The following is a 25857-nucleotide window of genomic DNA, read 5'->3' as shown; positions in this document are numbered from 1 at the left end:
CCTGCGCGCCTGGTCTTGCAATTCCTCCCCCCCCACCGTGCCCTGCGCCTTGGGGGCGTTCACTTTTCGGCCCTTTTTAAAACCCGCCGCGCCCGGGGGGGGGGGCCTTTTTCAACGAGACCCAGTCCGCGCGCTTGCGCGCGGCTCTCCTTTCGGGGCGGCCAAGCCGCCCTTTTTTCTTGCGGATTTCTTGCTGCGGATTTCCCGGCAATTTGCCCGCCATTGTCGCGGATTTCGCGAACCGATCCCGCCCCTGCCGCGACCCAATCGAGACGCCCCGCCTCGAACGCGCGGGCTTTCGACTGCCGCCCTTAATGGGACCTCAACTCCGGGGCTCTAGCTTCCCGCCGATTTTTGCGAATCGGCGCACGCAGCGCGGCGAGCGGGAATTGCCAATGCGAGCGCCCGTCCGGGCCTCGTCCTCGTGGGGAAAATGGGACACATGTCGAAACGCCATGCGATGATCGTTGCCGTCGGCGTGCTCGCGAGCGCCTCCGCGCTGGCGCAAACCGAAACCACGGGACAGGCAAACCCCAGGCCGGCAACGGCGGCCGGTACGGTGCCGGCAGCGGCGAACCCGGCCCATGCTGCCGCGCCGAAGGCCACCGCACCCGCTTCGACGGCGGAGAGCCGCTCCGCCGCGGCGCTCGCGCTGACGCACGAGCCAACCTATGACGAGGGCTCGGCCCAGCGCATCAAGGATGCCGCGCTTAGCTACTCCGATCTTGCCGTACGCGGCGGCTGGCCGACCATCCCTGCCGATGCCAAGTTCGCCCTCGGCGTCCAGGGCGCCAGCGACGAGCTGCTGCGCAAGCGACTAATCCTCTCCGGCGATCTCGCCGCCGACAAGGCGACCGGCGCCCTCGACCAGGATCTCGCCGACGCTGTAAAACGCTTCCAGGCCCGCCATGGACTGGCGCCGACCGGCACGGTGACGCCTCGTACGCTCGCGGCGATGAACGTCTCCGTGCAGAAGCGCATCCGGCAGCTGGAGGCTTCGCTCCAGCGGCTCGAGAACATGAATTTCGGCTTCGGCCAGCGCTATGTCGTGGTCAACATTCCCGCTGCCTTTGCCGAAGCGGTCGAGAACGATGTTGTGGCGCGGCGCTATCGCGTGATCGTCGGCAAGACCGAAAAGCCCTCGCCGACCCTGACGGCCCAGATCACCAGCGTCGTGCTCAATCCGACCTGGACGGTGCCGTCCTCGATCGCCAAGACCGAGATCTCGGCGCATATGCGCAAGGATCCGACCTATTTGTCGCGCATGCACATGGAGGTGCTCGACGCCCACGACAATCCGATCGACCCGCATTCGGTCGACTGGTCGGGCACGCACACGCCGAACTTCACCGTGCGCCAGCACAACGGCACCTTCAACGCGCTCGGCGCGGTGAAGATCGACATGCCGAACGCCTATTCGGTCTATATGCACGACACCAACCAGCGCAACCTGTTCAGCGACGACTACCGCTTCGATTCCCACGGCTGCTCGCGCGTCGACAATGTGCGCGATCTCGCCGCCTGGCTGCTGAAGGACCAGCCGAAATGGAGCCGCGCCGCGATCGATGCGGAGATTGCGGGCGGCCAGCACCTCGAGGTCGCCATGGCGAAGAAGGTGCCGGTGGCCTGGATTTACCTCACTGCATGGATGACCAAGGACCAGACCGTCCAGTTCCGCAACGACGTCTATAATCAGGACGAGCAGTTGCTGGAGGCCACCGCCGAAGAGGCGGCGTTTTTCAGCAATGCCGGCAGCCATCCCCTGACCGCGCACATGCACGCAACGCAGTAGAGCATGATCCGGAAAAGTGTGCAGCGGTTTTCCGAAAAGATCATGCTCAAGGAATAGCCGCTTCTCGCGCCATGCAATCGCGGCACAGGCGGATGCAGAGCCGCGTCCCTCGTCGCGGTTGACCCGGGCCGCGCCCCGGCCGCACATTGCGCCCGGCCTACGACAGCGAGCGCGCAATGCCTGACATTTCCAGCACGACCGAAACACCCCATGCCGACGGCAAGATCCTCAAGCAGGTCATCGACGGCGTCGGCGTGATCACCTTCAACAATCCCGACAAGCGCAACGCGATGTCGCTGGAGATGTGGGAGGGATTTGGCGAGGCGCTGACGAGCCTGCGCGATGACGAGACGGTGCGCGTCGTGATCCTGCGCGGCGCAGGCGGCAAGGCATTCGTCTCCGGCGCCGACATCAGCCAGTTCGAGAAGACCCGCCACAACGCGGCGGCGTCCGAGGAATATGCCAGGCGCAGCGCCGCCCAGCGCGCGCTGCTCGCCGACTATCCCAAGCCGACCATCGCCTGCATCGAGGGCTTTTGCCTCGGCGGCGGCATGCAGGTCGCGATGCTCGCCGACATCCGCCTCGCCGCGCATGGCAGTCAGTTCGGCATTCCCGCGGCAAAACTCGGCATCGCCTACGGCTATGACGGCTTGAAGCATCTGGTGTCGCTGGTCGGTCCGTCCTGGGCACGGCTTCTGATGTACACGGGCATGCGGATCGATTCCGCCGAGGCGCTGCGCATTGGCCTCGTCGAGCGCTTGTTCCCGATCGACGAGTTGTGGGGTGAGACGATGACGATCGCGCAGACCATCTCCGAGAACGCCCCGCTCGCGATCAAGGCCGCCAAGATCACCATCGCGCAGGTGTTGAAAGACGAGAGCCAGCGCGACCTGGAGGCGATCAAGGCGATCGGTCACGCCTGCATGGACAGCGCGGATTTTCGCGAGGGCCGGCAGGCCTTCATGGAAAAGCGCAAGCCGCAGTTTACGGGCAAGTAGCCTCGGCGACCGGGCTCAGCAAGGCGCAGGCGCCTGATCACCAAACACCTCGATCAGGCGGAAGCGCTCGCACATCAGCATCATGTCCTCGCTGAATCGTCCGAGCCGGCCGAAATAGGTCCGATGGGCGCTGCGCCAATAGGCGAGGCTTCGATCGCCTTCGCCCTCATCGTGCGCAAAGGTGGCATCGACTTCATTAAAGCGCCGATAGGTGATCTCGACGGATTCGATGACGCAGCGCGGTTCTCCGCGCCCGTTGAGTACGACCCAGCGCTCACCCGGCGTCGACGTGTTCGGTTCGTCTTCCGTGCTGCAAGTCGCGGTCTTGACGCCCTTGACGACGAGTTCGACCAATTCATCCGCGAGCGCAGGATTGTCGCCGAAGGCGAAGGTCCTGAGGTGCCGATAGTGCTCGGGAACCGGATTGCTCATTGACTTCCGGCTCCTCCGATATCGACCGCCTGCGGTAACTACAGCGCAGCGAGCACCGCTTTCGTAATGTCAGCCGTGCCGTTGCTGCCGCCGAACTCCATCGGCTTGATGCCGCCGGCGTAGATCTGGTCCACCGCAAGCTCGATCTGCTCGCCGGCTTCTGCCGCGCTCTCGACGCCGTGCTTGTCGGCGAGCCAGTCCAGCATCATCGCCGCCGACAGGATCATGCCGGTGGGATTGGCCTTGCCCTGCCCCATGATATCGGGTGCGGTGCCGTGGCAGGGCTGGAACACGGCATATTTGTCGCCGATGTCGGCGGACGGCGCCATGCCGAGGCCGCCGATCAGGCTCGCGGTGATGTCGGAGACGATGTCGCCGAACATGTTCTCCATCACCATCACGTCGAAATCCCAGGGACGCTTCACCAGCATCGCCGAGCAGGCATCGACATAGAGCCGGTCGGTCTTCACGTTCGGATGCTTCTTCTCGATCTCGTCGAAGATGCCGCGGAAGAACGCAAAGGCCTTGAACACGTTCGCCTTGTCGACGCAGGTCAGCATCCCCGGCTTGCCGCGCGCCTTGCGCCGCTCGGCGAGCCGAAACGAGAACTCGAACAGGCGTTCGGAGGTCTTGCGCGTGATCACCATGGTCTCGCGCGCGTCCTCATGGGTGACGACGCCCTTGCCCATCGAGGCGAACAGGCCTTCGGTGGATTCGCGGATCACGACGAGATCGATGCCGCGCTGGTCGGCGCCGACGATCGGGCTCGGCACGCCCGGAATGAGCCGCGCCGGGCGCACGCCGGCATAGAGATCGAAGATGAACCGCAGCTCGATCTGTGGCGCGATCTCGGTATTATCGGGATAGCGCACCGACGGCAGGCCGCAGGCGCCGAGCAGGATCGCGTCGGCCTCCTCGCAGAGCTTGATAGTGGAATCCGGCATCGACTTGCCGGTCGCGAGATAATTGTTGGCGCCGGCGGGCGCCTCGGTGAAGCGGAAGCTCAGGCCGGACTTCGCCTCGATCTTGCGCAAGACTTCGATGGCCGGTGCCATGACTTCGGGACCGATGCCGTCACCGGCGAGCACGGCAATGTGGAAGGCGTTGTTTGCGGACATGGCGGTTCCTGCGTGAAGAAAGGCGTGGCTCGTCATTGCGAGGAGCGAAGCGACGAAGCAATCCAGACTGTGTCCGCGGACGGATTTCTGGATTGCTTCGCTTCGCTCGCAATGACGACGGAGAGAGTGAGACTACGGCGTCAGCACCGTGCGACCGACCACCGCGCCCTGCTGCAATTGCACCAGCGCGTCATTGGCCTTGTTGAGCGGCTGACGCGTCACCGGGATCGGCGGCACGTTCTTCGCGCGCACGAGGTCGAGCAGTTCCTGCGTCTCGCGCAGATTGCCGACATAGCTGCCCTGGATCGTCACCGCCTTGATCGGGATCAGCGGCAGCGCCCAGGTCGCGCCGCCGCCGAACAGGCCGACGATGACGAGCTTGCCGCCCTTGGTCAGGCAATCGAAGCCGAGTTGCGTGGTCGCGGCGTTACCGACGAGATCGATCACGGCGCGGATCGGCCCGCCCGCCTTTTTGGCAAGCTGCTCCAGCGCATCCGGCGCCTTGGGATCGACGGTCGCGAGCGCGCCGGCCTTTTCGGCGGCCTCGCGCTTCCTGGCGTCGATGTCGACCATGATCGCGCCCTTGCCGCCCATTGCCTTCAGCAGCGACAGCGCCATCAGGCCAAGACCGCCGGCGCCGAACATCACGATCGGCGTGTCAAAATGCTGCTCGACCTTCTTCAGCGCGCTGTAGGTGGTGACGCCCGAGCAGGCGTAGGGCGCCGCCGAGGCGGGATCGAGCCCCTTCAGGTTGAGCAGATAGCGCGGATGCGGCACCAGCATGTGGTCGGAATAGCCGCCGTCGCAATAGACGCCGAGCGAGCGCGGCGTCAGGCACATGTTCTCGTCACCGGCCAGGCACGTGGCGCACTTGCCGCAACCGATCCAGGGATAGACCAGGCCGACATCGCCGAGCCTGAGATCGCGCTGGTCGGTCGGCTTCACGTCGGGGCCGAAGGCTGCGATTTCGCCGACCGTCTCATGACCCATGGTCAGCGGCAGATTGATACCGCGGTCCTTCAGCGACAGCGGCTTGCGGCCGTGGCCGAGATCGTAGCCGCCTTCCCAGATGTGGAGGTCGCTGTGGCAGACGCCGGCGGCCTTCACCTTGATCAGCACCTGCGTGCCCGACGGCTGCGGCGTGGCCTCGTCGAACTCCTGCAGCGGCGCCTTGAAATCGGCGACCTTGAAACTCTTCATCGGCGTCCTCCCGGCATACTTCTTTGTCGTCGCCACCATGCCATGACCGGCGGGGCTAAACAAATCCGCTACCGTCTTTAGTTCAGGCCAGCGGATGGTGGCAAGCCGCGAACTGGCCGGGTGCGACCTCGCGCAACTCCGGTATCTCCGCGCTGCATCGCTGGTCGGCCCGCGGGCAGCGGGTGCGGAAGCGGCAGCCGGACGGCGGCGCAATCGGCGATGGCGGCTCGCCGGTCGCCACACTCTCGACGGGACGCACGTCCGGATCGGGCACCGGGATCGCCTGCAACAGCAGGTCCGTGTAGGGATGCGCGGGCCTTGCGAACAATTGCTCCGACGGCCCGACCTCGCAGAGGCGGCCGAGATACATCACCGCGACGCGGTCGCTGACCGCTTTCACCACCGCGAGGTCATGCGCGATGAACAGCAGCGTCAGGCCGAAGCGCGCCTTCATCTCCTCGAGCAGATTGAGGATCTGCGCGCGGATGGAGACGTCGAGCGCCGAGACCGGCTCGTCGCAGACGATGAATTCGGGGTTGAGCACCAGCGATCGTGCGATGCAGATGCGCTGGCACTGGCCGCCGGAGAATTCGTGCGGCAGGCGGCCCGCCACGATGTCAGGATCTAGCCCGACCGCGGACAACACCTCGTGAACGCGTCGCTTGCGCTCCGTGGCATCCTTGACGCCGGCGATGATGAGCGGCTCGGCGACGATGTCGCCGATGCGCCGGCGCGGATTGAGCGAGGCGATCGGGTCCTGGAAGATCAGCTGCACGCGGCGGCGCATTTTGCGCAGCGCCTCGCCTTCCATCGCGGTGAGGTCCTCGCCGTCGAACAGCACGCGGCCGGACTTGGCGCGGCGCAATTGCAGCACCGCGCGCCCCAGCGTCGACTTGCCGCAGCCGGATTCGCCGACCAGCCCCAGCGTCTCGCCGCGCGCGACCTGGAGGCTGACGCCGGAGACCGCGTGCACCGTCTTGTTGCCGAGACCATATTCGACGACGAGATTGTCGACGTTCAGGAGCGGCTCGGCGGGCATGGCAAACTGCATCATGCGCCAATCCCCTCCGTCATCTGGATGGGATGGAAGCAGGCATAGAGATGCCCCGGCATCTCCGCGCCCTTTAATTCGGGCTTGGCCTCGTGACAGCGCCCCACGGCATAGCGGCAACGCGGCGCAAACGAGCAGCCCCTCAGCGGCCGGGTCGGATCGGGCGGACGGCCGGAGATGGCGGGCAGCGGCGTATGCGGCGCGGTCTCCAGCTTCGGGATCGCCGCCAGCAGCGCCTCGGTGTAGGGCATGTGCATGCGCTTGAACAACGCCTGCGTCGGCGCGCGCTCGACCACCCTGCCCGCATACATCACCGCGACCTCGTCGGCGCGGCCGGCGACGACGCCGAGGTCGTGGGTGATGATGATCATCGCCATGTGGCGGCGGCGCTGCTCGCGCGCCAGCAGATCGAGGATCTGCGCCTGGATGGTCACGTCGAGCGCCGTAGTCGGCTCGTCCGCGATCAGCAGTTTCGGCTCGCAGGACAGCGCGATCGCAATCGCGATGCGCTGGCGCATGCCGCCGGAACATTGATGCGGATATTGCGCGAGCCGCTGCTCCGGCGCCGGAATGCCGACGGCAGCGAGGAGCTCGATGCTGCGCTTCCGCGCCGCCGGCGCATCGAGCTCGAGATGCTCCTGGATCGTCTCCATCAGCTGGGTGCCGATGGTGAGCACCGGATTGAGCGAGGTCATCGGGTCCTGGAACACGACCGCGAGGTCGCGCCCGCGCAGGCGCCGCAGGCTTTCGGCATCGAGCCGCACCAGGTCCTGGCCGTCGAACATCACGCGCCCGGTCAGCTTCGCCTTCTTCGGCAAGAGCTGAAGCACCGCGCGCGACAGCATGGTCTTGCCGCAGCCGGATTCGCCGACGATGCCGAGCGTGCGGCCCGCTTCCAGCGACAGATCGACATGATCCACGGCGCGCAAATTGCCGCGCGGGGTCGGCAGTTCGACCGCCACGTCCTCGATGGTCAGGAGCGGCGCGCTCATAGCGCCCCCTGACGCGGGTCGGTCAGGGCCCGCAAGGTGTCGCCGACCAGGTTGAAGGCCAGTACGGTCAAGAACAGCGCCGTTGCCGGCAGGAAGGCCAGCCGCGGCGCGACGTCGAGGCTGTCGCGCCCCTCGCCGATCATGCTGCCCCAGCTCGCCATCGGTGGCGGCACGCCGAGCCCGAGGAAGGACAGCGCGCCCTCGACCACGATCGTGACGGCGACGCCGAGCAAGAAGAAGGCCAGCAGCGGCAGGATCACGTTCGGCAGCAGCTCGCGTATCAGGATGCGCGCATGGCTGGCGCCGAGCGCCTCGGCCGCGATCACGAACTCGCGCCGCGCCAGCGTCAGCGTGGCCGCGCGCGCCACGCGCATGAAGGCGGGAATGCCGAGCACGCCGAGGATCAGGGTGAGGTTGGGAATCGACTGGCCGAGATAGGCGGTCACCGCGAGCGCGAAGATCAGCGGTGGAAACGCCAGCAGCACGTCCATGCTGCCGACCACCAGCGTCTCGAACCGGCCGCGGAAATAGCCGGCGAGGAGACCAAGCGCGCCGCCGAGCGCAAGCCCGATCATCGGCGCGATCAGCCCCACCGTCAGCGACACCCGCGCGCCAAAGATCAGGCGGGCAAATTCGTCGCGGCCGAGCCCGTCGGTGCCGAGCCAGTGTTCCCCGGAGAACGCCGCACGGCGCTCCAGCATGTCCATGTCTACAGGATTCTGCAGCGGCAGCACCGGCGCCAGGATCGCGAGCGTCAGGACAATCGCGAGCCAGGCGCTCGCGAACCAGAACAACAGGCCGAGCTTGCGCCGGCGCCGAACCGGCTCGGAGACCACCTCGTCCTGCATCGACAGCTCAAGCGTGGCCATGGCGGATCCTCGGATCGAGCACGGCGTAAAGCATGTCGACGATGAAATTGACGATGACGAAGCCGCAGGCGACCAGCAGCACCACGCCCTGGAGGATGACGAGGTCGCGGGTGTAGATCGCGCCAACCAGCAGGCGGCCGATGCCCGGCAGCGCGAAGATCGATTCCACGATCAGCGTGCCGCCCAGCAGGCGACCGATGTTGATGCCTGTGACCGTCACCAGGGTCAGCGACGATGGCTTGAGCGCATGCACGAACAGGATGCGCGCGGGCTTGAGGCCTTTCGCTTTCGCGAGAGCAATGTAGTCCTCCTGCAGGGTCGCGATCATGTCGGAGCGCAGCACCCGCATGATTCCAGGCCATTCCGCCAGCGCCAGCGTCAGCGCCGGCAGCACGAAGAAGCGCAGGTTCGACAGCGGCTCCTCGGTGAACGGCACATAGCCGGTCGCCGGCAGCCAGCGCAACTCGACCGCGAACAGATAGATCAACAAAATCGCCATCAGGAAGGACGGCATCGACAGCATGGCGAAGGCGCTGCCGGTCATGAAGCGGTCGAAGGCGCCACCGGCGCGCGCAGCGCAGGCGATCGCGAGCGGCACGCCGATCAGGAGCCCGATGAATTCGGCCATCAGCATCAGCTCGAGCGAGACCGGAATGCGCTCGGCTACCGCCTGCAACACCGTCTGCCCGGTGCGGAAGGAGCGGCCGAGATCGCCCTGCAGGACATGACCGAGCCAGCTCAGATAACGCCACCACAGCGGCTGGTCGAGCCCCATGTCACGGCGCAACGCCGCGACATTCTCCGGCGTCGCCTGATCGCCGAGGATGACATAGGCAAGATCGCCCGGCAGCAACGCGGCGATCAGGAAGGTGAGCAGCGAGACGGCGAGCAGCACCGGCAGGATGGCAAGGAGCCGCCGCACGACGAAGTTCAGCATCGCGCGGTCATTCCAGCCAGGTGGAGGAGACGTCGATCACGCCGTTGTAGATTTTCGGAAAGCCCTTCAGCCTGGCGCTCGACAGCGCGTAATAGGTGTTCTGGAAGGTCCAGAACCAGATCGCCTCCTTGTTGATCAGGCGGCTGATCGCGCAATAATCCTCGATCCGCGCCGCGGGATCGGCGGTGACGCGGGAGTGGTCGAGCAGCCGGTCGAGCTCCGGATCGGCGAAGTTGGCCAGCGCCAGCGGGCTGCCGCTGCGGAAGTTCGCATACATCTGCGGATCGGGATCGGCGAGGTCGACGATGCGCCAGGGTATGAGCTGGAACTGACGCATGAACGCGCGTGGCGGAATGGTGGCCTGGTCGACCTGCTCGATCTCCATGTTGGCGCCGGCGCGCTTCCAGAATTGCTGGAGCACCTGGCCGATCATGCGGCCGCGGGGCGTCGCGGTCACCATCGTCTTGAACTCGACCGGCTTGCCATAGTCCTTGATCAGCGCCTTGGCCTTCTCGACATCGAACGGCAGCGCGCCGTCGTCCTTGCACTTGACCCAGGAGCCGTCGCCGTAGGGATTGGTCGCGGGCCGGCTCAGGCCGTTGCTGATCGCCTGCGACATCTTTGGACGGTCGATCGCCATCACCAGCGCCTGCCGCACGCGGACGTCGTCGAACGGCGCCACCTTGGTGTTGAAGGCATAGACCTGCGCGCCCGAGCCCTTGTAGGTGTGCACGGTGAGCTTGGAGTCCTTCTGCGCCTTCATGATGTTGTCAGCGTCGTTCTCGTCGTCCCAGATGATGTCGGCCTCGCCCGATTGCAGCGAGGCGAAACGCGACTGCGCGTCGGGCAGCGGCTTCAGGATGATGCGGTCGAGATAGGGACGGCCCTTGTCCCAGTAGCCCGGGTTCTTCTCCAGAACCATGCGATCGCCGGCCGTCCATGATTTCAGGATGTAGGGACCGGTGCCGACGGGATTGCGATTGTAGTCGTCGCCCTTGGTCTTCCACGCCGTCGGCGAATGCACGACGTTGTTCTGGCTCTGGATGGTGTTCGTCGCCGGCAAATTCACGGAAGGATCGGTGAGATTGTAGACGACAGTATATTCGTCGGGCGCCAGCACCTCCTTGACGTTGGTGATGTAGAAGGCGCAGCGGCACTTGTTGGCGGGGTCCTTCTGCCGATCGAAGTTCTCCTTGAAGGCTTGCGCATTGAACGGCGTGCCGTCGTGGAATTTCACGCCCCGGCGCAGCTTGAAGGTCCAGGTCTTGTAATCGTCGGAATGGGTCCAGGACACTGCCAGCTTTGGCGCGGCCTCGCCCTTGTCGTCGAGCGTGGTGAGCGTATCGAAGATCGCGGCCGCGGCGGTGAAGGTCGAGGTGTCGTAGACCCCGACCTTGAGCGGATCGAAGCCCGTAATCTCCAGCTCCTGACCGACGGTGATGCTGCCGCCCGCCTTCTGCGCCTGCGCCGGCCCAGCCGGCGGAAGGAGAGTAAATGCCGCAACAAGGAAAATCGGCGCGCGCGTGCGCGCCGCGGCAGCAAGGTTCGTCATGGTTCCTCCCGGGATCCCTCGTCCGATGTTTCGGATCGTTGAATGACTCGGAAGCGAGCTTGGCGATAAATGCTCGCCACGGCAAGAGGAACACGCGAGAGATCAAACGCTGTAGTGGTGCTGCGATGCGCTCAGTTTGTCGCAGCCGTTTTGCCTGACGGAATTGGAGCATCGCCGGCGAGGCCGATCTCCTGGCGCAATGCGTCCGTGTGCTCGCCGAGCACGGCCATCGTTTTGGCGGGCGTGGTGTCGGCGCCCGACATCCGGAACGGCAGATTGAGCACCTGGAACGAGCCACCCTCGTCCTCCACGGACGAGAGCGCCTGCCGGTGCGCGAGTTGCGGATCGGCCAGCGCCTCGGACACGGTGCGATAGGCCGAGGCTGGCACACCGGCCGCGCCAAGCGCGACAAGGCATGCATCGGTCGTGAGCGGCCGCGACCAGGCTTCGACACCGTCCATCATGTCGGCCCAGTTCTCGCGCCGCGCGGCGTAGGTGGAGAAGCGCGGATCGGAAATCCAGTCGGGGCGGCCGATCACACCCATCAGGCACTGAAACGTCTTCTCGCTCGCGACCGTGATCATGACATAGCCATTGGCCGTCTCGGTCGGCCCGAACATCGGGCGCGGCGGTGGCTTCACCGCGAATTGCGAGCTCTGCAGCTCGATCACCGTCAAGGTCAGCATCGATTCCAGCATCGAGACGTCGATGTGCTGGCCCTGCCCGGTCATAGTGCGCTGATAGAGCGCCGACGCAATCGCGCCAAAACCGTAGGTGCCGGTGACGACGTCGGCATGGTAGATGCCGCAATAATCCGGCCGGCTGCGGCCGGGCTGGTACGCGAGATGCGCCATGTCGTAGCCGGAGGCCGCGTGGATTACCGGCGCGTAGGCCGGCAGCTCGGCCGAGGGACCGGTCTGGCCGTAGCCCGAGATCGAGCAATAGATCAGCTTGGGATTGACCGGGCACAGGCGGTCGTAGTCGAGCCGCAGCCGGTGCATCACGCCGGGGCGAAAATTCTCGACCAGGATATCGGCGGTCGCGGCGAGCCGGCGCACCGCCTCCTTGCCCTCCTCGGACTTGAGATCGAGCACGACGCTTTTCTTGCCGACGTTGAGCTGGCCGAATACGGTGCTGCACCCCTTGCGCAGCGGCGGCCGGGTGCGCATCGTCTCGCCGCCGTCGGTCTCGATCTTGATGACCTCGGCGCCCATGTCGGCAAGCATCCGCGCACAATGGGGACCGGCGATGGTGGTCGAAAAATCCAGGACCCTGAGGCCCGCGAAGGCCTTTGTCGTCGTCCCCTCATGCTTATCTGCTAACGGCATGCCTGCTGCGCCCCTCGGCCTCTTAGGAACTATCGAAGTTCTCTCTTGTTGATGCGCCGACCCTAGAGGGCGGCGGGTGAGTAGGAAAGTCTTTACCGAACGGACGCGTCTCACGGGCGGGCTTGGGAATTCCAGGACAACTGGACCCGTTCTTGCATAGCAATAAACGGGATCGGAAGAGGGCAGCTGTTCTTGAGGGTCTTGTTCGTCACAACCGAGATGGACGATTTCGTCCGCGTTGGCGGACTCGGCGCCGTTTCCGCTGCACTTCCCAGGGCGCTTCGCCCTCTCGCCGATATCCGGGTCATGTTGCCCGGCTACCGCGACATCATCGAACAACTCACGCATATTCAGATCGTTGGCCGCTGCCCGGCGCTCGCGGAGATGCCGGCCTGCTCGCTCGGCCGGGCTGCGACCAAGGACGGGCTGCCGGTCTATGTGCTGTTGTGCTCACAACTCTACGACCGACCCGGCAATCCCTATGGCGACGAGTCCGGACACGACTGGCCGGACAACGACATCCGCTTTGCGCGCTTTGCCTCGGCAGCCGCTGAGCTGGCCATGGGCAAGCTGGACAAGAATTGGGCAGCAGACCTGGTCCATGCCAACGACTGGCAGGCCTCGCTCGTGCCGGCCTACCTCGCCTGGCGCGGGGCCAGGCTGCCGTCGATCCTGACCATCCACAACCTCGCCTACCAGGGACTCTTCCCGAAGGACTCGCTGCGGCGGATCGGCGTCCCCGAGAGTTCCTTCCATATCGACGGCGTCGAATTCTACGACCAGCTCTCCTTCCTCAAGGCCGGGCTGGTCTATGCCTCGCACCTCACTACCGTGAGCGGCACCTATGCACGCGAGATCACGACGGAGGAATTCGGCTGCGGTCTCGAAGGCCTGCTTCGTGTCCGCTCGGATGCTGCCGAGCTCACGGGCATCCTCAACGGCATCGACGAGAGCTGGGATCCACGCTCCTGCTCCCAGCTGGCCCAGCAGTTCGGCGCCGGCGACTGGGTCGGCAAGAAGGCCAATGCGGATTATATCCGCAAGCAGTTTGGCCTGGCGGTCTCGCGCGGGCCGATGTTCGCGATCGTCGCACGCCTGGTGCACCAGAAGGGCATCGACCTCGTGCTGTCGGCCGCCGACGAGATCATCGATGCCGGCGGGCAGATCGTGGTCACCGGCTCCGGCGAGCCGGCGCTCGAGCAAGCGCTGATCGACGCGCATCGCCGCCGCCCCGACGCGATCGGGGTTACGATCGGTTTCAACGACGCCCAGGCGCGGCGCATCTTCGCGGGCAGCGATTTCACATTGATGCCGTCGCGCTTCGAACCGTGCGGGCTCAGCCAGATGTACGCCCAGCGCTTCGGCTCGCTCCCGATCGGTCACCAGACCGGCGGCTTGGCCGAAACCATCACCGACGGCGAGACCGGCTTTCTGTTCTCGCAGCCCTCGCGCGCGTCCTTCCTCGGCGGCGTCCGCCGCGCCTTCTCAGCTTTCGTGGCGCATGACCAGCTCGACTCCATGCGTCGCAGCGCGATGGGACGATCGTTCTCCTGGAGCATCTCCGCCGGCAGCTACAGCGCGCTGTATCGGAGGCTGGCATCGGTGTGAGGCTGAGGCGGCGCTTCTCCATTCTCCGTCATTGCGAGGAGCGAAGCGACTAAGCAATCCAGACTGTCTCCGCGGCGACAGTCTGGATTGCTTCGCTGCGCTCGCAATGACGATGTGGAGAGAGTGCGCGCCACTCTATCGCCCGTCACCCTAAGAGTGGAGAACCTCACCCCTTCCCGCGCACATCCATTTGCGGCCGCCCGATCCAGGCGCGATTGAGACACCGTGTCATCCAGTCGGGCTGCGGCTCGCCCCGCAGCCGCGCCTGCGCTTCCTGGTATGGACCGACATAGCGCAGCCGGTCCGGCAGTTTCGGATACACGCGCCTCATCCATTTCAGCGCGTTGTCGGCTGCCCTCTTGTCGCGCTCCTCGAATTCAAACCCGAAGCCCGCTCGCAGCCGCTCCGGCAACAAACTCGCCGTGAGCGCGCGATACCATCGCGGTGGCCGCAGCCACGGACGGGCGCCGCCAAGGATCTGCGCGGCGATCTCGCGCGCCGCCGGGCTGACGGTCAGCGTGTCCGACTGCGCCATCGCCGCGGTGTAGGCCGCAAAGCCGGACCAGTCCGCGGGCAAATCGTCGGCCGTCAATCCGAACAAGGCGCCGAACATCCGGCTCTCGCTCCAGTAGCGCTCGCGCTCCTCCGCCGAGAGCGGCGGCAGGACCAGCTCATGCGCCATCACCGCGGTCTCGACCAGCGTCGCATGAACCCAGCGCAACGACGGAATGTCGTTGGCGCAGTAGCGCGAGCCTGCCGCGAACGGACCGACGGCCTCGGGCATCGCGCCGACGATCATGCTGTGGCGCCGATGCAATTGCCGGGACGACAACTGCGCCCGGTCGAGCGAGCCGAACACCATCGCAAAGACGATGTCGAAGGTGCGATGGAAGCGACCGATCGGATCGGCAAGCGTTCGTGAATGCTCCGCGATGGCGGCAGCGACCCAGGGATGCGCCAGCTGCAACAACAGCGCGCGGCCGGCGCCGAGAAAGATGACGGCCTCCCGGTCGATCTGCCAGGTCACCGTGTCAGGGCCGAACACGCCGGCAACCGGTCCCGCGGCGTCGGCGCGGACCTGATCGAGGGCCAATTCCAGATCGTTCCCGGATACCAACTGCAAGGCCTCTCAAAAGCGGACGACGACCGACAATCCGCAGGGCCTGCGGCAATTCGATGAAAGCGGACGCGGCCCTACTCCGCCGCCATCGGCATCTCGTCCATATGCTCGTGCAGCACCACGCCGGCAAGCGGATCGAATTCACCGATCCACGGCTTTCGCGCCAGCACCGATCTCGTGTGGGCGTAGCCCGCATGCCAGCGCCGCGTAATGCCTGACGGACTGAAATCGATATCCTTGGTATGGGTTTCGCGATCGAGTTGCGGCGCCAGCAGCCGCACCACATGCATGCGGGTCGGACAGCCGTAGCTCATCAATTCCCTCACCGCGGGATCGTTGCGCTCGCTCTCGGGCAACCGCGCGGCAAGCTGGTTGATGACGTGGCGCAGGCGATGGGCCTGCTGCTGCCGCACGATCTGGCTCGCGATGCGGCTGGAGTACTGCACGTCCTTATGGCGGTTCAAGACCTCCGCCATCGTGGTCGGCTCGGCGCCGACGGAATTCCACAGATGCACGGAGAAAATCAGCGAATCCCTGCGTGGATTGTCGTCGAATACGGCCTCCGTCGGCGTGTTCGACAGGATGCCGCCGTCCCAATACAGCTCGCCATCGATGCGCACCGCCGGGAAGGCCGGCGGCAGCGCGCCCGAAGCCATGACATGCTTCACCGTCAGCTCGCCGTCGCGGCTGTCGAAATAGCGCATTTCGCTGGTGCCGACATGAGCCGCACCGACCGTCAGTCGCGGCGCGCAGCGATTGGCCAGATCGAAATCGACCAGCTCGCTCAGCGTCTTCTCCAGTGGCGCGGTCGAATAGAAGCCGGCGTGATCGGCGCCGAGTGGAAAGGAATCTCCCGCATGCGCCAGCGGGTTGGGCCGGAAGAAGCCGGGAATGCCGTTGGTGACAGTCGACAAATAGGCGAGCTTCTCGCTGAAGTCGGGAAAGGCGCCACCCAGAGCCCAGACCGGATTCTGCTCCATCCGCTTCCAGAACTCCTTCAGGCGCGCGAGCCTGTTTTCCGGCGCATTACCGGCGATCAGGCTCCCGTTGATGGCGCCGATCGAGGTGCCGATGACCCAGTCCGGCTCGATCCCGGCCTCGTGCAGGGCCTGGTAGACGCCCGCCTGGTAGGAGCCGAGCGCACCGCCGCCTTGCAGCACCAGCACGACCTGTCCCGGCAGATCGTTAGCCCCGCACACTCCGACATTTTTCTGCATGCTCGTCACGCTCCTGCTCCGGAGAGCCTGCCCCGTCGCTTCTACGCAAAATCCTCCGGCATTGTTACGCCCGGCGACCGCCGGCCGTCCAGCGACCATGTCCGAAAAGGGCAGCGCGGAACCAACGGTTAACGCTTGGCTGGGGCGTCCTGCGGCGGCTCGTCGTCGGCGATGGCGCGCCAGGCCGCGCCGTCGAGATCGTCATATTGGCCGCTCCGCAGCGACCAGAGGAAGGCGACGAGGCCGGCGCCTCCGAGCATCAGCGCCAGCGGCACCAGGATGACCAGGATTTCCATCACACGATCTCCCGCGCAGCTCCGCGCGCGCGCAACGAATTCAGCATCACCAGGATCGAGGATCCGCTCATGGCTGCCGCCGCAATCAGGGGCGTCACTACGCCGCTGATTGCCACCGGCACGGCGAGGACGTTATAGCCGATCGCCAGCCAGAGGTTCTGCCGCATCAGATACAGCGCCTTGCGGGAGGCGTCGATCGCGGCGACGACAGGCACCAGCGGCCGGCCGAGGAAGACGAGATCGGCGGTCGCCTGGCTGAGATGCGCGGCCGAGATCGGCGACATCGAGACATGGGCCGCCGCCAGCGAGGGCGCGTCGTTCATGCCGTCGCCGACCATCAGCACTTTGGCGCCGCGCCGCTTCAGTTCCTCGATCCGTGCGATCTTGTCGGCCGGCGTGACGCCGGCGCGCCATTCGGCGATGCCCAGCGCATGGGCCGCCGCGATCACCGCGGGCTCGCGGTCGCCGGAGAGAATCTCGATGCCAATATTGCGCGCCCTCAACGCCGCGATCACGGCCTGCGCGTCCGGCCGCAGGCCCTGGCGCACCGAGAGGATGAACTTCTCGTTGCCCTTGCTGAAAGCCACGATGGAGGCCTCAGGATCGAGCGTTGCCCCGCCGACCATCGCCTCGGCGCCGCAAAAGGACGGACGGCCTAGGCGAAGCTCGACACCGTCCACCACAGCGCGCACGCCCTGCCCGGCCTCCTCGACCGCGCCAACGATCGGCGACCTTGCACCGGCGGCCTGCGCGACGGCGGCGGCAACGGGATGGTGGCTCGACAGCGCGAGCCGCCCGGCAAGTGCAAAAATGTCGGCGGGAATATCGGCCGCGTTCATCACTTCGAGATCGGGCAGCGTCAGCGTGCCGGTCTTGTCGAAGATGACGTGGTCGGCCTCGGCGAGCCGCTCGATGGCGTCGCCGGAATTGAGCAGCACGCCAGCTTTGAACATCGCGCCCGAGGCCACCGTCTGCACGGTCGGGATCGCGAGCCCGAGCGCGCAGGGACAGGTGATGATCAGCACGGCCACGCCGGTCACGATCGCATCGTGCCAGCCGGCGCCCGCGATGACCCAGCCCAAAATGGTGATCAGCGCGGTCGCATGCACGACTGGCGCGTAGAGCCGCGAGGCGCGATCTGCGAGCCGCATGTAGCGCGAGCGTGCCTGCAGCGCGTTGTCGAGCAGCCGCGTGATCTCGGCGAGCAGCGTCGCCTCCGACGCCGCCGAGACCCGCACCCGCAGCGTGCCGGAGATGTTCATGGAGCCCGCATAGGCCGCCGTGCCCTGCTCCGCCGTGACATACAGCGTCTCACCGGTGATCAGGCTCTGGTCGATCTCGGAGCGTCCCTCGATCACGGTGCCGTCGACCGCGCAACGCTCGCCGGGCCGGAGCAGCACGATGTCGCCGGGATGGATCGCCGCGACCGGCACCTGCGAAATCTCGTCGGGCCCGACGAACTTGGCCGCCGTCTCCGCCTTCAGCGCGGCGAGATTGCCGGCGACCGCGCGGGTCCGCCGCCGCATGTTCTGGTCGAGGAAGCGGCCGACCAAAAGAAACGTGAGCAGCATGATCGCCGCGTCGAAATAGGCGTGCTCGGCGTGATGGATGGTCTCGACCACGGACATGCCGAGCGCAAGGCACACCCCGATCGAGATCGGCACGTCCATGTTGGTGGTCTTGGCCGACAGTGCGCGCCAGGCCGAGCGGAAGAACGGCTGGCCGGCATAGGCCGCCGCCGGCAGCGCGATCAGCGCCGACAGCCAGTGGAAAAAGTCGCGCTGCTCCGGCAGCATGTCCGAGACGTTGCCGGACCAGACCGGGATCGACAGCATCATCACGTTCATGGTGGCGAACGCGGCGACGCCGAGGCAGCGCAGCAGGAAGCGCGATTCCGCAACTTCCGTCGCTTCCGCACTCTCGGTCTCGTAAGGATAGGCCTTGTAGCCGAGTTCCTCGAGCCGATCGATGAAGCGGGCCGGGTCGAGCGTGCCCTGCTTCCATTCCAGCGCGACGCGGCGGTCGGTGAGATTCACGCGCGCCAGCGTGACGTCGGGGATGGCCGACAATCCGCGCTCGATCTTGGCCATGCAGCCGGCGCAGTGAACGCCCTCGACCGCGAGATCGATGTGCTTGATACCCTCGCCCGCGGCCCGGACGTAATGCGAAAAATCCCGCGTGACCTGCATGACGAATTCCCTCAGTTCAGGATCACGCGGTTGCGCGACATGAACACGCGTGTTCCTCGCGCCTCGCCTTCGATCACGAGATCCCACTGCCCCGGCGCAACCGACGCGGCATTGCCGCGGTAGATGCCGATGTCGGCCTCCGAGAGCTCGACCTGGAGATCGGCGCGCTTGTCGGTCGGCCGCTCCAGGCGGCCGCCGAATTTCAACCCGCTCATCGGCTGGCCTTTTGCGTCGCGCGCGTCGACCTGCAGCGTAGCCGCACCATCGGCGCGGCGCTCGATATGGGCGCTGACCTGCCATTTGCGCGCGGCCTGGTCCTGCGCCGCCGAGATCTCGCGATCATAAGTGAGGCCAGCGGCATAGGGGCTGTCGACGTCGGTGCCGGGCAGCGTCGCGATCGCGAGCTTCATCATGGTCACGTTGACGCCGATCACGAGCCCGAAGAAGGCGACCAGCATCAGGAACACTTTTGTTCCGGTCAGCGGCTTGGTGGCCATGGCAGTCTCCTGATCCTAGGGCGAGACGAAATTGTCGGTGGCGGTGGCGACCTCGCCCAGCCCGATGTCGGTGACGTGGAAGCGAACAGGAACCGACTTTTCCGGATTGCTTTCCGCCGGCGCAGTGACGAGCAGGCGCAGCTCGCTGGTGGAGTCGCGCGGGATCACGATCATCGGCCTATCCGGCGTCACGGAATCGATGCCGACGACATGCGTGGTCAGATTGGCCGGACCGTTGGCGTCGATCGCGATGACGCGGTCATAGCCGCTCTTGTTCAAGAGCCGCACCGTATAGGCATTGCGGATCGAGCCATCGCTGAGCCTGACCGCGACCGGGTTGCGGTCGTGCAGCACGTTGACGTCGAGCAGGCTACGGGTCGCGAGCGTGTAGATCATGATGCCGCCGACCGCCGCGATGATCGCGCTGTAGGCGACGGTGCGGGCCCGGACGATGCGGTAGACCGGCGCCTTGCCTTCCTGGCGGCGCTGGATGTTGATGTCGTTGTCGTAGCCGATCAGCCGCTTCGGCCGGCCGATCTTGGTCATCACGTTGTCGCAGGCGTCGATGCAGAGTCCGCACTGGATGCATTCGAGCTGCGGCCCGTTGCGGATGTCGATGCCGGTCGGGCAGACCGCGACGCATTGATAGCAGTCGACGCAGTCGCCGACGTGTTCGCCGAGCGCGCGCAGCTCGATTGCCTTCTTCACCGAAGTGCGCTTCTCGCCGCGGTCGTAGCGATAGGTGACGTTGAGCGCCCATTCGTCGGTGAGCGCGGCCTGGATGCGCGGCCACGGGCACATATAGGTGCAGACCTGCTCGCGCATGAAGCCGGCGAGCACATAGGTCGTCGCCGTCAGGATGCCGATCCAGATATAGGCGATCATCGGCGCCTGGAAGGTGACGAGCTCCTTCACCAGCGTCGGCGCGTCGTTGAAATAGAGCACCCAGGCGCCGCCGGTCCACCAGGCGATCAGGAGCCAGATCGAATGCTTGAGCACGATCTCGGAGATGCGCTCCAGCTTCATCGGATCGGACGACTTGTCCTTCTTCATTCGCTCGCGCCGGTCGCCTTCGACCAGCCGCTCGACCGCATAGAACAGATCGGTCCACACGGTCTGCGGGCAGAGATAGCCGCACCAGATGCGGCCGCCGACTGAGTTCATCAGAAACAGCGCCACCGCGGCGACGATCAGCAGGCCGGTGAAGTAGTAGATTTCCTGCGGCCACAACTCGATGAAGAAGAAGTAGAAGCGGCTGTTGGGAAGATCGATCAGCACCGCCTGGCTCGGAGCACCGATGCCGCGATTCCAGCGCACGAACGGCAGGAAGTAGTAGACGCCGAGGCAGAACGCCATCAGCCCCCATTTGATTCGGCGGAACGTGCCGGAGACGCTCTGGGGATACACCTTCTTCTGGGCTACGTAGAGCGGCCCATTGTCATCGTTCGATGTGAGGTCGTTCGGGTTCACGGTCTTGTTCATCGCCAAGAAGCTTCTCGAAAAGGTGCGATTAAACCTAGACCCGGCGCGAGCGCGTCAGTTGATCCAGCTCAAGCGGGGACACTTTTGTTCGCCCCCGCTTGTCGCGAGCAGGCTATTTGCCACCGCCCAGCGAGTGGACGTAGACCGCCATCGCCTTGATGGTGGCAGGATCGAGCCGCCCTTCCCAGGCCGGCATCACACCGGCACGGCCCAGGCTGATGGTCTCGATCAGGCTCGCTTCGTCCGAGCCGTAGAGCCAGATCTTGTCGGTCAGATTCGGGGCGCCCATCTCGGGGTTGCCCTTGCCGCCGTCACCGTGACAGGCGACGCAATTCTCGGCAAAGATCTTCTCACCCTTGGCGGCATCAAAGCCCTTGCGGGTCGAGAGGCCCGACAGCGACCGCACGTAATTGGCGACCGTGACGATCTCTTCCGGCTTCAGCACGCCGTCCTTGCCAAAGGCGAGCATCTGGCCCTCATGCGCCTTGGCATGGCCGGAACGCGCGCCGAACTGGATGGTCTGCATGATCTGGTCGAGCGTGCCGCCCCACAGCCAGTCGTCGTCGTTGAGATTCGGAAAGCCCTTTGCGCCGGCGCCGCCGGAGCCGTGGCATGGCGCGCAATTGTCGCCGAACACGGTCTTGCCCTTGGCTCGCGCAAGCGCCAGCAAGGCCGGGTCCTTCTCGATGTCGGCGAGCGAAGCCGCGCCTAGCGCCGCCATCCTGTCACCCCGGATCTTCTCGAGGTTGGCGAGCTCCACCGCGACGTCGGCGCGCGAGGAATAGCCGAACAGGCCCGTGGTATTGCTGGAGATCAGCGGCCAGGCCGGATAGACGATCCAGTAGCCGATCGCCCAGACGATGGTGAGGTAGAATGAGATCACCCACCAGCGCGGCAGCGGCGTGTTGAGCTCCTTGATGCCGTCCCACTCATGTCCGGTCGTGGACTTGCCGGTGACGGAATCGATGTCGCCATGATGTTCGGTCATGATCTCTTACTCCTCCCGCAACGGCAGGCGCGCCGCTTCGTCGAAAGCGGCCTTGTTGCGGGGCCATAATGCGTAGGCGATGATCGCGAGAAAGATCGCGACGAACACCGGCGTCCAGATCGTGGTCACCAGACCGGACGCGAGATTGTCGAGTGTCAGGATGGCTTTCATCGGTGATGCCTTCTCAGCGAAGATTTGCTTTCTCGTTGTAGAGCTTGAAGTCGACCAGCGTGCCGAGCATCTGCAGATAGGCGATCAGCGCGTCCATCTCGGTCGGCGTGCCGGCCTTGCCGTCGAAATTGCGCACGACGGCCTTGGCGTAGCGCTTCCCGAAGGCGTCTGAGCCGGCATTGTCGGGATCGGCCTGGGCCTTCAGATCGGCGCCTGCGTTTGCGATCTGGTCGTCGGTGTAGGGCGTGCCGATGGCCTTGAGCGTCTTCATGTGGTCGGCGATCGTATCGGGATCGACCTCGGTCTGGCTCAGGAACGGATAGCCCGGCATCACCGACTGCGGCACGATTGCGCGCGGGTTGGTCAGATGGGTCACGTGCCAGTCGTCGGAATATTTGGCGCCGACGCGGGCGAGATCGGGACCGGTGCGCTTCGAGCCCCACTGGAACGGGTGGTCGTACATGCTCTCGGCGGCGAGCGAGAAGTGGCCGTAGCGCTCGACCTCGTCGCGCAGCGGGCGGATCATCTGCGAATGGCAGAGATAGCAGCCTTCGCGGACATAGACGTTGCGCCCCGCGAGCTCCAGCGGCGTGTAGGGCCTGACGCCGTCGACCGCCTCGATCGTGCTCTTGAGGTAGAACAGCGGAGTGATCTCGACGAGACCGCCGATCGCGATCACCAGCAAAATGCCGACGATCAGGACGATCGAGTTCTTTTCAAAGATTTGATGGCGTGTCCAGAACGACATGGAAAGCTCCTCATTCCGCCGGCTGAAGCGCGACGGGCATCTGGACTTCCACTTCGCCGACGCGAACGGTCATCCAGAGATTGTAGGCCATGATCAGCGCGCCGATCAGGAACAGCCCGCCGCCGGCGGCGCGGATGATGTAGAAGGGATGCATCGCCTCGACGCTCTCGATGAAGGAATATTCGAGGAAGCCGAGCGAGGTGTAGGCGCGCCACATCAGGCCTTGCAGGATGCCGGACACCCACATCGCCGAGATGTAGAGGACGATGCCGAGGGTCGCGATCCAGAAGTGCCAGTTGACGAGCTTCAGGCTGTAGAGGCCCTTGCGATTCCATATCCACGGCACCAGGCAGTAGAGCGCGCCGAAGGAGACGAAGCCGACCCAGCCGAGCGCGCCGGAATGCACGTGGCCGATGGTCCAGTCGGTGTAGTGGCTGAGCGAGTTCACCACCTTGATCGACATCATCGGGCCTTCGAAGGTCGACATGCCGTAGAAGGCGACGGAGACCACGAGCATGCGCAGCACGGGATCGGTGCGCAGCTTGTCCCAGGCGCCCGACAGCGTCATCAGGCCGTTGATCATGCCGCCCCAGGAGGGCATCCACAGCATGATCGAAAAGGTCATGCCGAGCGTCTGCGTCCAGTCGGGCAGCGCCGTGTAGTGCAGATGGTGCGGGCCGGCCCAGATGTAGAGGAAGATCAGCGCCCAGAAGTGGATGATCGACAGCCGGTAGGAATAGATCGGCCGCTCCGCGCGCTTCGGGATGAAGTAGTACATGATGGCGAGGAAGCCGGCAGTCAGGAAGAAGCCGACCGCGTTGTGGCCGTACCACCACTGGAACATCGCGTCCTGGATGCCGCCCCAGGCGACGTAGGATTTCGAGCCGAACACCGAGACGGGGAGCGCGGGATTGTTGCCGAGATGCAGGACCGCGATCGTCACGATGAAGGCGAGATAGAACCAGTTCGCGACGAAGATGTGCGGCTCCTTGCGCTTGATGATCGTGGCAAGGAAGACCAGCAGATAGGCGACCCAGACGATGGTGAGCCAGAGGTCGGCATACCATTCCGGCTCGGCATATTCCTTCGACTGGGTGACACCGAGCAGATAGCCGGTGCCGGCGACCAGGATGAAGAAATTGTAGCCGATCACGACGAACCAGGGCGCGAGGTCGCCCGCAAGGCGCACCCGGCAGGACTTCTGCACGACATAGAGCGACGTGCCGATCAGCACGTTGCCGCCGAAGGCGAAGATCACCGCGGAGGTGTGCAGCGGACGCAGCCGGCCGAAGCTGGTCCAGGGCAGATCGAAGTTCAATGCGGGCCACGCCAGCTGCGAGGCGATGATGAGGCCAACGAGGAAGCCGGCAATGCCCCAGAACATCGCCATGACGGCGGTGAACTTGATCGGACCCATATTGTAGTTGGGGCGGCCGTTGATCTCCGCCGGCGGCAGCGCCGCCGGACGATCGAAGTAGCGGTTGATGATGCCAAAGACCACAGCCAAGCTCGCCGCTGCGCTGAGCGCGGCATGGAAGGCAAAGGCCGAATCGAGCGCCTTGGCCGAGGCGATCACGCAAAGGAAGGCGGTGACTGCGAACACGATGGCCAGGCCGCTTTCACCGATGGTCATGGATTTGGAGATGGAGGGCTGGCTCATGCGGATTCTCTCTGAAAGAACACGCCGCCAGAAACCACATTCGACCTCGCGGCGAATTGATTGAAATCAAGACAGGTGGATTTCTATTCGGGTGAGTGATGCGGCGCCCGCCAGTTGAAGTGCCCTCTCCCCTTATGGGAGAGGGCAGCGAGGACGGTGCCGCGCACTCACTTGGGTGAGGGGTTGGCTCCGCACGGAGAGTCTTTCGGTGGAGAGAACCCCTCATCCGGCGCTTCGCGCCACCTTCTCCCACATCCGCCTTCGCCAAGGCTTCGGCGGACATGAGGGGAGAAGGAAGGAGTCACTCCCGCGCCGTCGCCTTGAGCGCCTTGATGACGTCCTCGCGGGCGATGATTCCGACCAGCTTTTCCGCGCCGTCGAGCACGATGATGCTCCTGATGCGGTGCTCGACCATGATCTGGAGCACGCGCGTCAGCCGCGTGTCGGGGCTGACATAGATGAACTCGGGCGTCATGACGTCGCCGATCCTGCGGCTCATCAGGTCGCGATAGTGCGGCAGCATCTGGCTCGGCGAGAACGCGAAACACTTCAGGATGTCGAACTTGGTAACGATGCCGACCACCTGCCCGTCGTCCTCGACCGGATAGGAGTTGAAATCATCACGCTCGAACATCTCGCTAAGCGCGAGCAGGTCGTGGTCGCGCCGCACCGTCGTGACGTTGCGCGTCATGTAGCTGTCGACGGTCTCTTCAAGAAATTTGTACACGGCGCGTCCTCCTCGATTAGCTTTTGGGCCGGGCGGCCGTCAGTGCGACAGCAGCACGCTGCGGGCGGATTGGGTGACCAGATATTCGGTGACGCCGCCGAGGATCAGCTCGCGAAAGCGCGAATGACCATAGGCGCCCGCCACGATCAGGCCGGCCCCAAGGTCGCCGGCGACCTGCTCCAACTGCGCGGCAGCGGTTGCGTTCCGCACGGCCTCCGAGACGCGTGCGCTCGCGGTGACGCCGTGACGGGCGAGCCAGGCGGCAACGTCGGTGACGCCGGCCATCACCGCCGAACGGTCGTCGTCGCGCTCCGGGATTTCGACGATGGTGACGTCCCTCGCCTTGCGCAGCAGCGGCAGCGCGTCGGCCACCGCGCGCCGCGCCTCCGGCGTGTCCTTCCACGCCACCAGCACGCTGCGCAGGTCGAGCCAGTTGACCTTGTCGGGAACGACGAGAAGCGGGCGGCCGGCCTGCATCACCAGGTCCTTGGGGCTCGCGAGCGCGAACGCATCGGAGAAGGCCGGGCTCTGGCCGCCGCTGACGATGATGTCGGCACATCGTGCCTGCGCCAGCACGAAACGGGTCGGAAAATCCATGGCGCCGCGCCACTCCACGCGGCCGCCGCGCGCCTTGGTGGCGGCGCGGAATTGCGCCTCCAGATCGGCAAGGCGCTTCCTGATGGAGGCTTCCTCCTGATCGATCAGGCTCTGGGCTTCAGCGCCGTCGGTGAAATAGAGCGGCGGCGCGAACTGCCCTGCGGCAACCCCGATAATGGCCGCCTCGAATCGCTCGGCGAGTTCGCCCGCGACCTGAAGGCGCGCCTCGTTGGACTGGTCGAGCGCCAGGCTGACCATCACGGTCGCGTAAGTCATTGGGATTCTCCG

The 25857-nt window shown here is 65.3% G+C and carries 24 protein-coding genes; 3 read left to right on the top strand and 21 right to left on the bottom strand.

Features of this window, described 5'->3' with window-relative positions; genetic code table 11:
* Positions 1 to 442 precede the first annotated feature (442 nt).
* Positions 443 to 1792 (top strand): L,D-transpeptidase family protein, encoded by a 1350-nt coding sequence (locus tag AC0L3X_RS07245; protein WP_063984808.1) that lies wholly within the window; start codon positions 443 to 445, stop codon positions 1790 to 1792.
* Positions 1793 to 1968: 176 nt separating this feature from the next.
* Positions 1969 to 2790: an enoyl-CoA hydratase gene (locus tag AC0L3X_RS07240; protein ID WP_063984809.1), complete on the top strand. Its 822-nt coding sequence runs from the start codon at positions 1969 to 1971 to the stop codon at positions 2788 to 2790.
* A gap of 15 nt (positions 2791 to 2805) precedes the next feature.
* Here the strand turns inward: AC0L3X_RS07240 and AC0L3X_RS07235 are convergent, their stop codons facing one another.
* The 9 genes from AC0L3X_RS07235 to AC0L3X_RS07195 form a co-directional block, all read right to left on the bottom strand.
* Positions 2806 to 3222 (bottom strand): ASCH domain-containing protein, encoded by a 417-nt coding sequence (locus tag AC0L3X_RS07235; protein ID WP_063984810.1) that lies wholly within the window; start codon positions 3220 to 3222, stop codon positions 2806 to 2808.
* 38 nt (positions 3223 to 3260) lie between these two features.
* Entirely contained in the window at positions 3261 to 4340 is a 1080-nt protein-coding gene (locus tag AC0L3X_RS07230; RefSeq protein ID WP_063986573.1) for an isocitrate/isopropylmalate dehydrogenase family protein, read from the bottom strand.
* 132 nt (positions 4341 to 4472) lie between these two features.
* Positions 4473 to 5540 carry an alcohol dehydrogenase gene (locus AC0L3X_RS07225; RefSeq protein WP_473316333.1) on the bottom strand — a complete coding sequence of 356 codons (1068 nt, stop codon included), beginning with the start codon at positions 5538 to 5540 and terminating at the stop codon, positions 4473 to 4475.
* An 82-nt stretch (positions 5541 to 5622) separates the two neighbouring features.
* Positions 5623 to 6594, bottom strand: coding sequence for an ABC transporter ATP-binding protein (locus AC0L3X_RS07220; protein ID WP_063984811.1), 972 nt, complete (start codon positions 6592 to 6594; stop codon positions 5623 to 5625).
* The gene (locus tag AC0L3X_RS07215) at positions 6591 to 7583 is read right to left on the bottom strand and encodes an ABC transporter ATP-binding protein (RefSeq protein WP_063984812.1); all 993 of its coding nucleotides are present in this window, start codon (positions 7581 to 7583) and stop codon (positions 6591 to 6593) included. Before AC0L3X_RS07215 ends, AC0L3X_RS07220 begins: the two co-directional genes overlap by 4 nt.
* On the bottom strand, positions 7580 to 8452 hold the full coding sequence (locus AC0L3X_RS07210; protein ID WP_063984813.1) for an ABC transporter permease: 873 nt from the start codon (positions 8450 to 8452) through the stop codon (positions 7580 to 7582). Before AC0L3X_RS07210 ends, AC0L3X_RS07215 begins: the two co-directional genes overlap by 4 nt.
* Entirely contained in the window at positions 8439 to 9389 is a 951-nt protein-coding gene (locus tag AC0L3X_RS07205; protein ID WP_028152064.1) for an ABC transporter permease, read from the bottom strand. The genes AC0L3X_RS07210 and AC0L3X_RS07205 overlap by 14 nt, the downstream gene beginning before the upstream one ends.
* 7 nt (positions 9390 to 9396) lie before the next feature.
* On the bottom strand, positions 9397 to 10941 hold the full coding sequence (locus AC0L3X_RS07200; RefSeq protein WP_473316332.1) for an ABC transporter substrate-binding protein: 1545 nt from the start codon (positions 10939 to 10941) through the stop codon (positions 9397 to 9399).
* Positions 10942 to 11072: 131 nt separating this feature from the next.
* Positions 11073 to 12269 carry a CaiB/BaiF CoA transferase family protein gene (locus AC0L3X_RS07195; RefSeq protein WP_063984815.1) on the bottom strand — a complete coding sequence of 399 codons (1197 nt, stop codon included), beginning with the start codon at positions 12267 to 12269 and terminating at the stop codon, positions 11073 to 11075.
* Between the two features lie 192 nt (positions 12270 to 12461).
* On the opposite strand from AC0L3X_RS07195, the gene glgA reads away from it, so the two are divergent.
* Positions 12462 to 13877: a glycogen synthase GlgA gene (glgA, locus tag AC0L3X_RS07190; protein ID WP_063984816.1), complete on the top strand. Its 1416-nt coding sequence runs from the start codon at positions 12462 to 12464 to the stop codon at positions 13875 to 13877.
* 166 nt (positions 13878 to 14043) lie between these two features.
* Here glgA and AC0L3X_RS07185 read toward each other — a convergent pair whose 3' ends face one another.
* From AC0L3X_RS07185 to AC0L3X_RS07130, 12 genes are all read right to left on the bottom strand, one after another.
* On the bottom strand, positions 14044 to 14994 hold the full coding sequence (locus AC0L3X_RS07185; protein WP_063984817.1) for an oxygenase MpaB family protein: 951 nt from the start codon (positions 14992 to 14994) through the stop codon (positions 14044 to 14046).
* Positions 14995 to 15071: 77 nt separating this feature from the next.
* Entirely contained in the window at positions 15072 to 16214 is a 1143-nt protein-coding gene (locus AC0L3X_RS07180) for a patatin-like phospholipase family protein (RefSeq protein WP_063984818.1), read from the bottom strand.
* Positions 16215 to 16342: 128 nt separating this feature from the next.
* Complete coding sequence (gene ccoS / locus AC0L3X_RS07175) at positions 16343 to 16510, bottom strand: cbb3-type cytochrome oxidase assembly protein CcoS (protein WP_063984819.1); 168 nt, start codon at positions 16508 to 16510, stop codon at positions 16343 to 16345.
* Complete coding sequence (locus AC0L3X_RS07170) at positions 16510 to 18699, bottom strand: cation-translocating P-type ATPase (RefSeq protein ID WP_063984820.1); 2190 nt, start codon at positions 18697 to 18699, stop codon at positions 16510 to 16512. The genes ccoS and AC0L3X_RS07170 overlap by 1 nt, the downstream gene beginning before the upstream one ends.
* An 11-nt stretch (positions 18700 to 18710) precedes the next feature.
* A complete protein-coding gene (locus tag AC0L3X_RS07165; protein WP_063984821.1) occupies positions 18711 to 19196 on the bottom strand; it encodes a FixH family protein in 486 nt (161 codons plus the stop codon).
* Between the two features lie 15 nt (positions 19197 to 19211).
* The gene (gene ccoG / locus AC0L3X_RS07160; RefSeq protein ID WP_063984822.1) at positions 19212 to 20678 is read right to left on the bottom strand and encodes a cytochrome c oxidase accessory protein CcoG; all 1467 of its coding nucleotides are present in this window, start codon (positions 20676 to 20678) and stop codon (positions 19212 to 19214) included.
* A 112-nt stretch (positions 20679 to 20790) separates the two neighbouring features.
* The gene (gene ccoP / locus AC0L3X_RS07155; protein ID WP_063984823.1) at positions 20791 to 21666 is read right to left on the bottom strand and encodes a cytochrome-c oxidase, cbb3-type subunit III; all 876 of its coding nucleotides are present in this window, start codon (positions 21664 to 21666) and stop codon (positions 20791 to 20793) included.
* A gap of 6 nt (positions 21667 to 21672) precedes the next feature.
* Positions 21673 to 21837 carry a CcoQ/FixQ family Cbb3-type cytochrome c oxidase assembly chaperone gene (locus AC0L3X_RS07150; protein ID WP_014497064.1) on the bottom strand — a complete coding sequence of 55 codons (165 nt, stop codon included), beginning with the start codon at positions 21835 to 21837 and terminating at the stop codon, positions 21673 to 21675.
* Between the two features lie 13 nt (positions 21838 to 21850).
* Positions 21851 to 22585 (bottom strand): cytochrome-c oxidase, cbb3-type subunit II, encoded by a 735-nt coding sequence (gene ccoO, locus AC0L3X_RS07145; RefSeq protein WP_014497065.1) that lies wholly within the window; start codon positions 22583 to 22585, stop codon positions 21851 to 21853.
* 10 nt (positions 22586 to 22595) lie between these two features.
* Complete coding sequence (gene ccoN, locus AC0L3X_RS07140) at positions 22596 to 24245, bottom strand: cytochrome-c oxidase, cbb3-type subunit I (protein ID WP_063984824.1); 1650 nt, start codon at positions 24243 to 24245, stop codon at positions 22596 to 22598.
* Positions 24246 to 24546: 301 nt separating this feature from the next.
* Positions 24547 to 24972, bottom strand: coding sequence for a CBS domain-containing protein (locus AC0L3X_RS07135; RefSeq protein WP_063984825.1), 426 nt, complete (start codon positions 24970 to 24972; stop codon positions 24547 to 24549).
* Between the two features lie 39 nt (positions 24973 to 25011).
* Positions 25012 to 25845, bottom strand: a complete 834-nt coding sequence (locus AC0L3X_RS07130) for a universal stress protein (protein WP_231144398.1) — start codon at positions 25843 to 25845, stop codon at positions 25012 to 25014.
* Positions 25846 to 25857: the final 12 nt, after the last annotated feature.

It is taken from the genome of Bradyrhizobium sp. MI1.7 (genome assembly GCF_055811795.1).
The sequence above is the reverse complement of the archived record's forward strand: the minus strand, read 5'-3'. Positions and strand labels throughout refer to the sequence as shown.

What these genes read in the sequence shown, in the direction of transcription:
- AC0L3X_RS07200 (WP_473316332.1), bottom strand. Translation starts at nt 10,941, where the DNA reads ATGACGAACCTTGCTGCCGCGGCGCGCACGCGCGCGCCGATTTTCCTT.
- AC0L3X_RS07205 (WP_028152064.1), bottom strand. Translation starts at nt 9,389, where the DNA reads ATGCTGAACTTCGTCGTGCGGCGGCTCCTTGCCATCCTGCCGGTGCTG.
- AC0L3X_RS07130 (WP_231144398.1), bottom strand. Translation starts at nt 25,845, where the DNA reads ATGACTTACGCGACCGTGATGGTCAGCCTGGCGCTCGACCAGTCCAAC.
- AC0L3X_RS07165 (WP_063984821.1), bottom strand. Translation starts at nt 19,196, where the DNA reads ATGGCCACCAAGCCGCTGACCGGAACAAAAGTGTTCCTGATGCTGGTC.
- ccoG (WP_063984822.1), bottom strand. Translation starts at nt 20,678, where the DNA reads ATGAACAAGACCGTGAACCCGAACGACCTCACATCGAACGATGACAAT.
- ccoP (WP_063984823.1), bottom strand. Translation starts at nt 21,666, where the DNA reads ATGACCGAACATCATGGCGACATCGATTCCGTCACCGGCAAGTCCACG.
- AC0L3X_RS07220 (WP_063984811.1), bottom strand. Translation starts at nt 6,594, where the DNA reads ATGATGCAGTTTGCCATGCCCGCCGAGCCGCTCCTGAACGTCGACAAT.
- AC0L3X_RS07240 (WP_063984809.1), top strand. Translation starts at nt 1,969, where the DNA reads ATGCCTGACATTTCCAGCACGACCGAAACACCCCATGCCGACGGCAAG.
- AC0L3X_RS07225 (WP_473316333.1), bottom strand. Translation starts at nt 5,540, where the DNA reads ATGAAGAGTTTCAAGGTCGCCGATTTCAAGGCGCCGCTGCAGGAGTTC.
- AC0L3X_RS07210 (WP_063984813.1), bottom strand. Translation starts at nt 8,452, where the DNA reads ATGGCCACGCTTGAGCTGTCGATGCAGGACGAGGTGGTCTCCGAGCCG.
- AC0L3X_RS07180 (WP_063984818.1), bottom strand. Translation starts at nt 16,214, where the DNA reads ATGCAGAAAAATGTCGGAGTGTGCGGGGCTAACGATCTGCCGGGACAG.
- AC0L3X_RS07215 (WP_063984812.1), bottom strand. Translation starts at nt 7,583, where the DNA reads ATGAGCGCGCCGCTCCTGACCATCGAGGACGTGGCGGTCGAACTGCCG.
- ccoN (WP_063984824.1), bottom strand. Translation starts at nt 24,245, where the DNA reads ATGAGCCAGCCCTCCATCTCCAAATCCATGACCATCGGTGAAAGCGGC.
- AC0L3X_RS07245 (WP_063984808.1), top strand. Translation starts at nt 443, where the DNA reads ATGTCGAAACGCCATGCGATGATCGTTGCCGTCGGCGTGCTCGCGAGC.
- ccoO (WP_014497065.1), bottom strand. Translation starts at nt 22,585, where the DNA reads ATGTCGTTCTGGACACGCCATCAAATCTTTGAAAAGAACTCGATCGTC.
- ccoS (WP_063984819.1), bottom strand. Translation starts at nt 16,510, where the DNA reads ATGGAAATCCTGGTCATCCTGGTGCCGCTGGCGCTGATGCTCGGAGGC.
- AC0L3X_RS07150 (WP_014497064.1), bottom strand. Translation starts at nt 21,837, where the DNA reads ATGAAAGCCATCCTGACACTCGACAATCTCGCGTCCGGTCTGGTGACC.
- AC0L3X_RS07235 (WP_063984810.1), bottom strand. Translation starts at nt 3,222, where the DNA reads ATGAGCAATCCGGTTCCCGAGCACTATCGGCACCTCAGGACCTTCGCC.
- AC0L3X_RS07230 (WP_063986573.1), bottom strand. Translation starts at nt 4,340, where the DNA reads ATGTCCGCAAACAACGCCTTCCACATTGCCGTGCTCGCCGGTGACGGC.
- AC0L3X_RS07195 (WP_063984815.1), bottom strand. Translation starts at nt 12,269, where the DNA reads ATGCCGTTAGCAGATAAGCATGAGGGGACGACGACAAAGGCCTTCGCG.
- AC0L3X_RS07170 (WP_063984820.1), bottom strand. Translation starts at nt 18,699, where the DNA reads ATGCAGGTCACGCGGGATTTTTCGCATTACGTCCGGGCCGCGGGCGAG.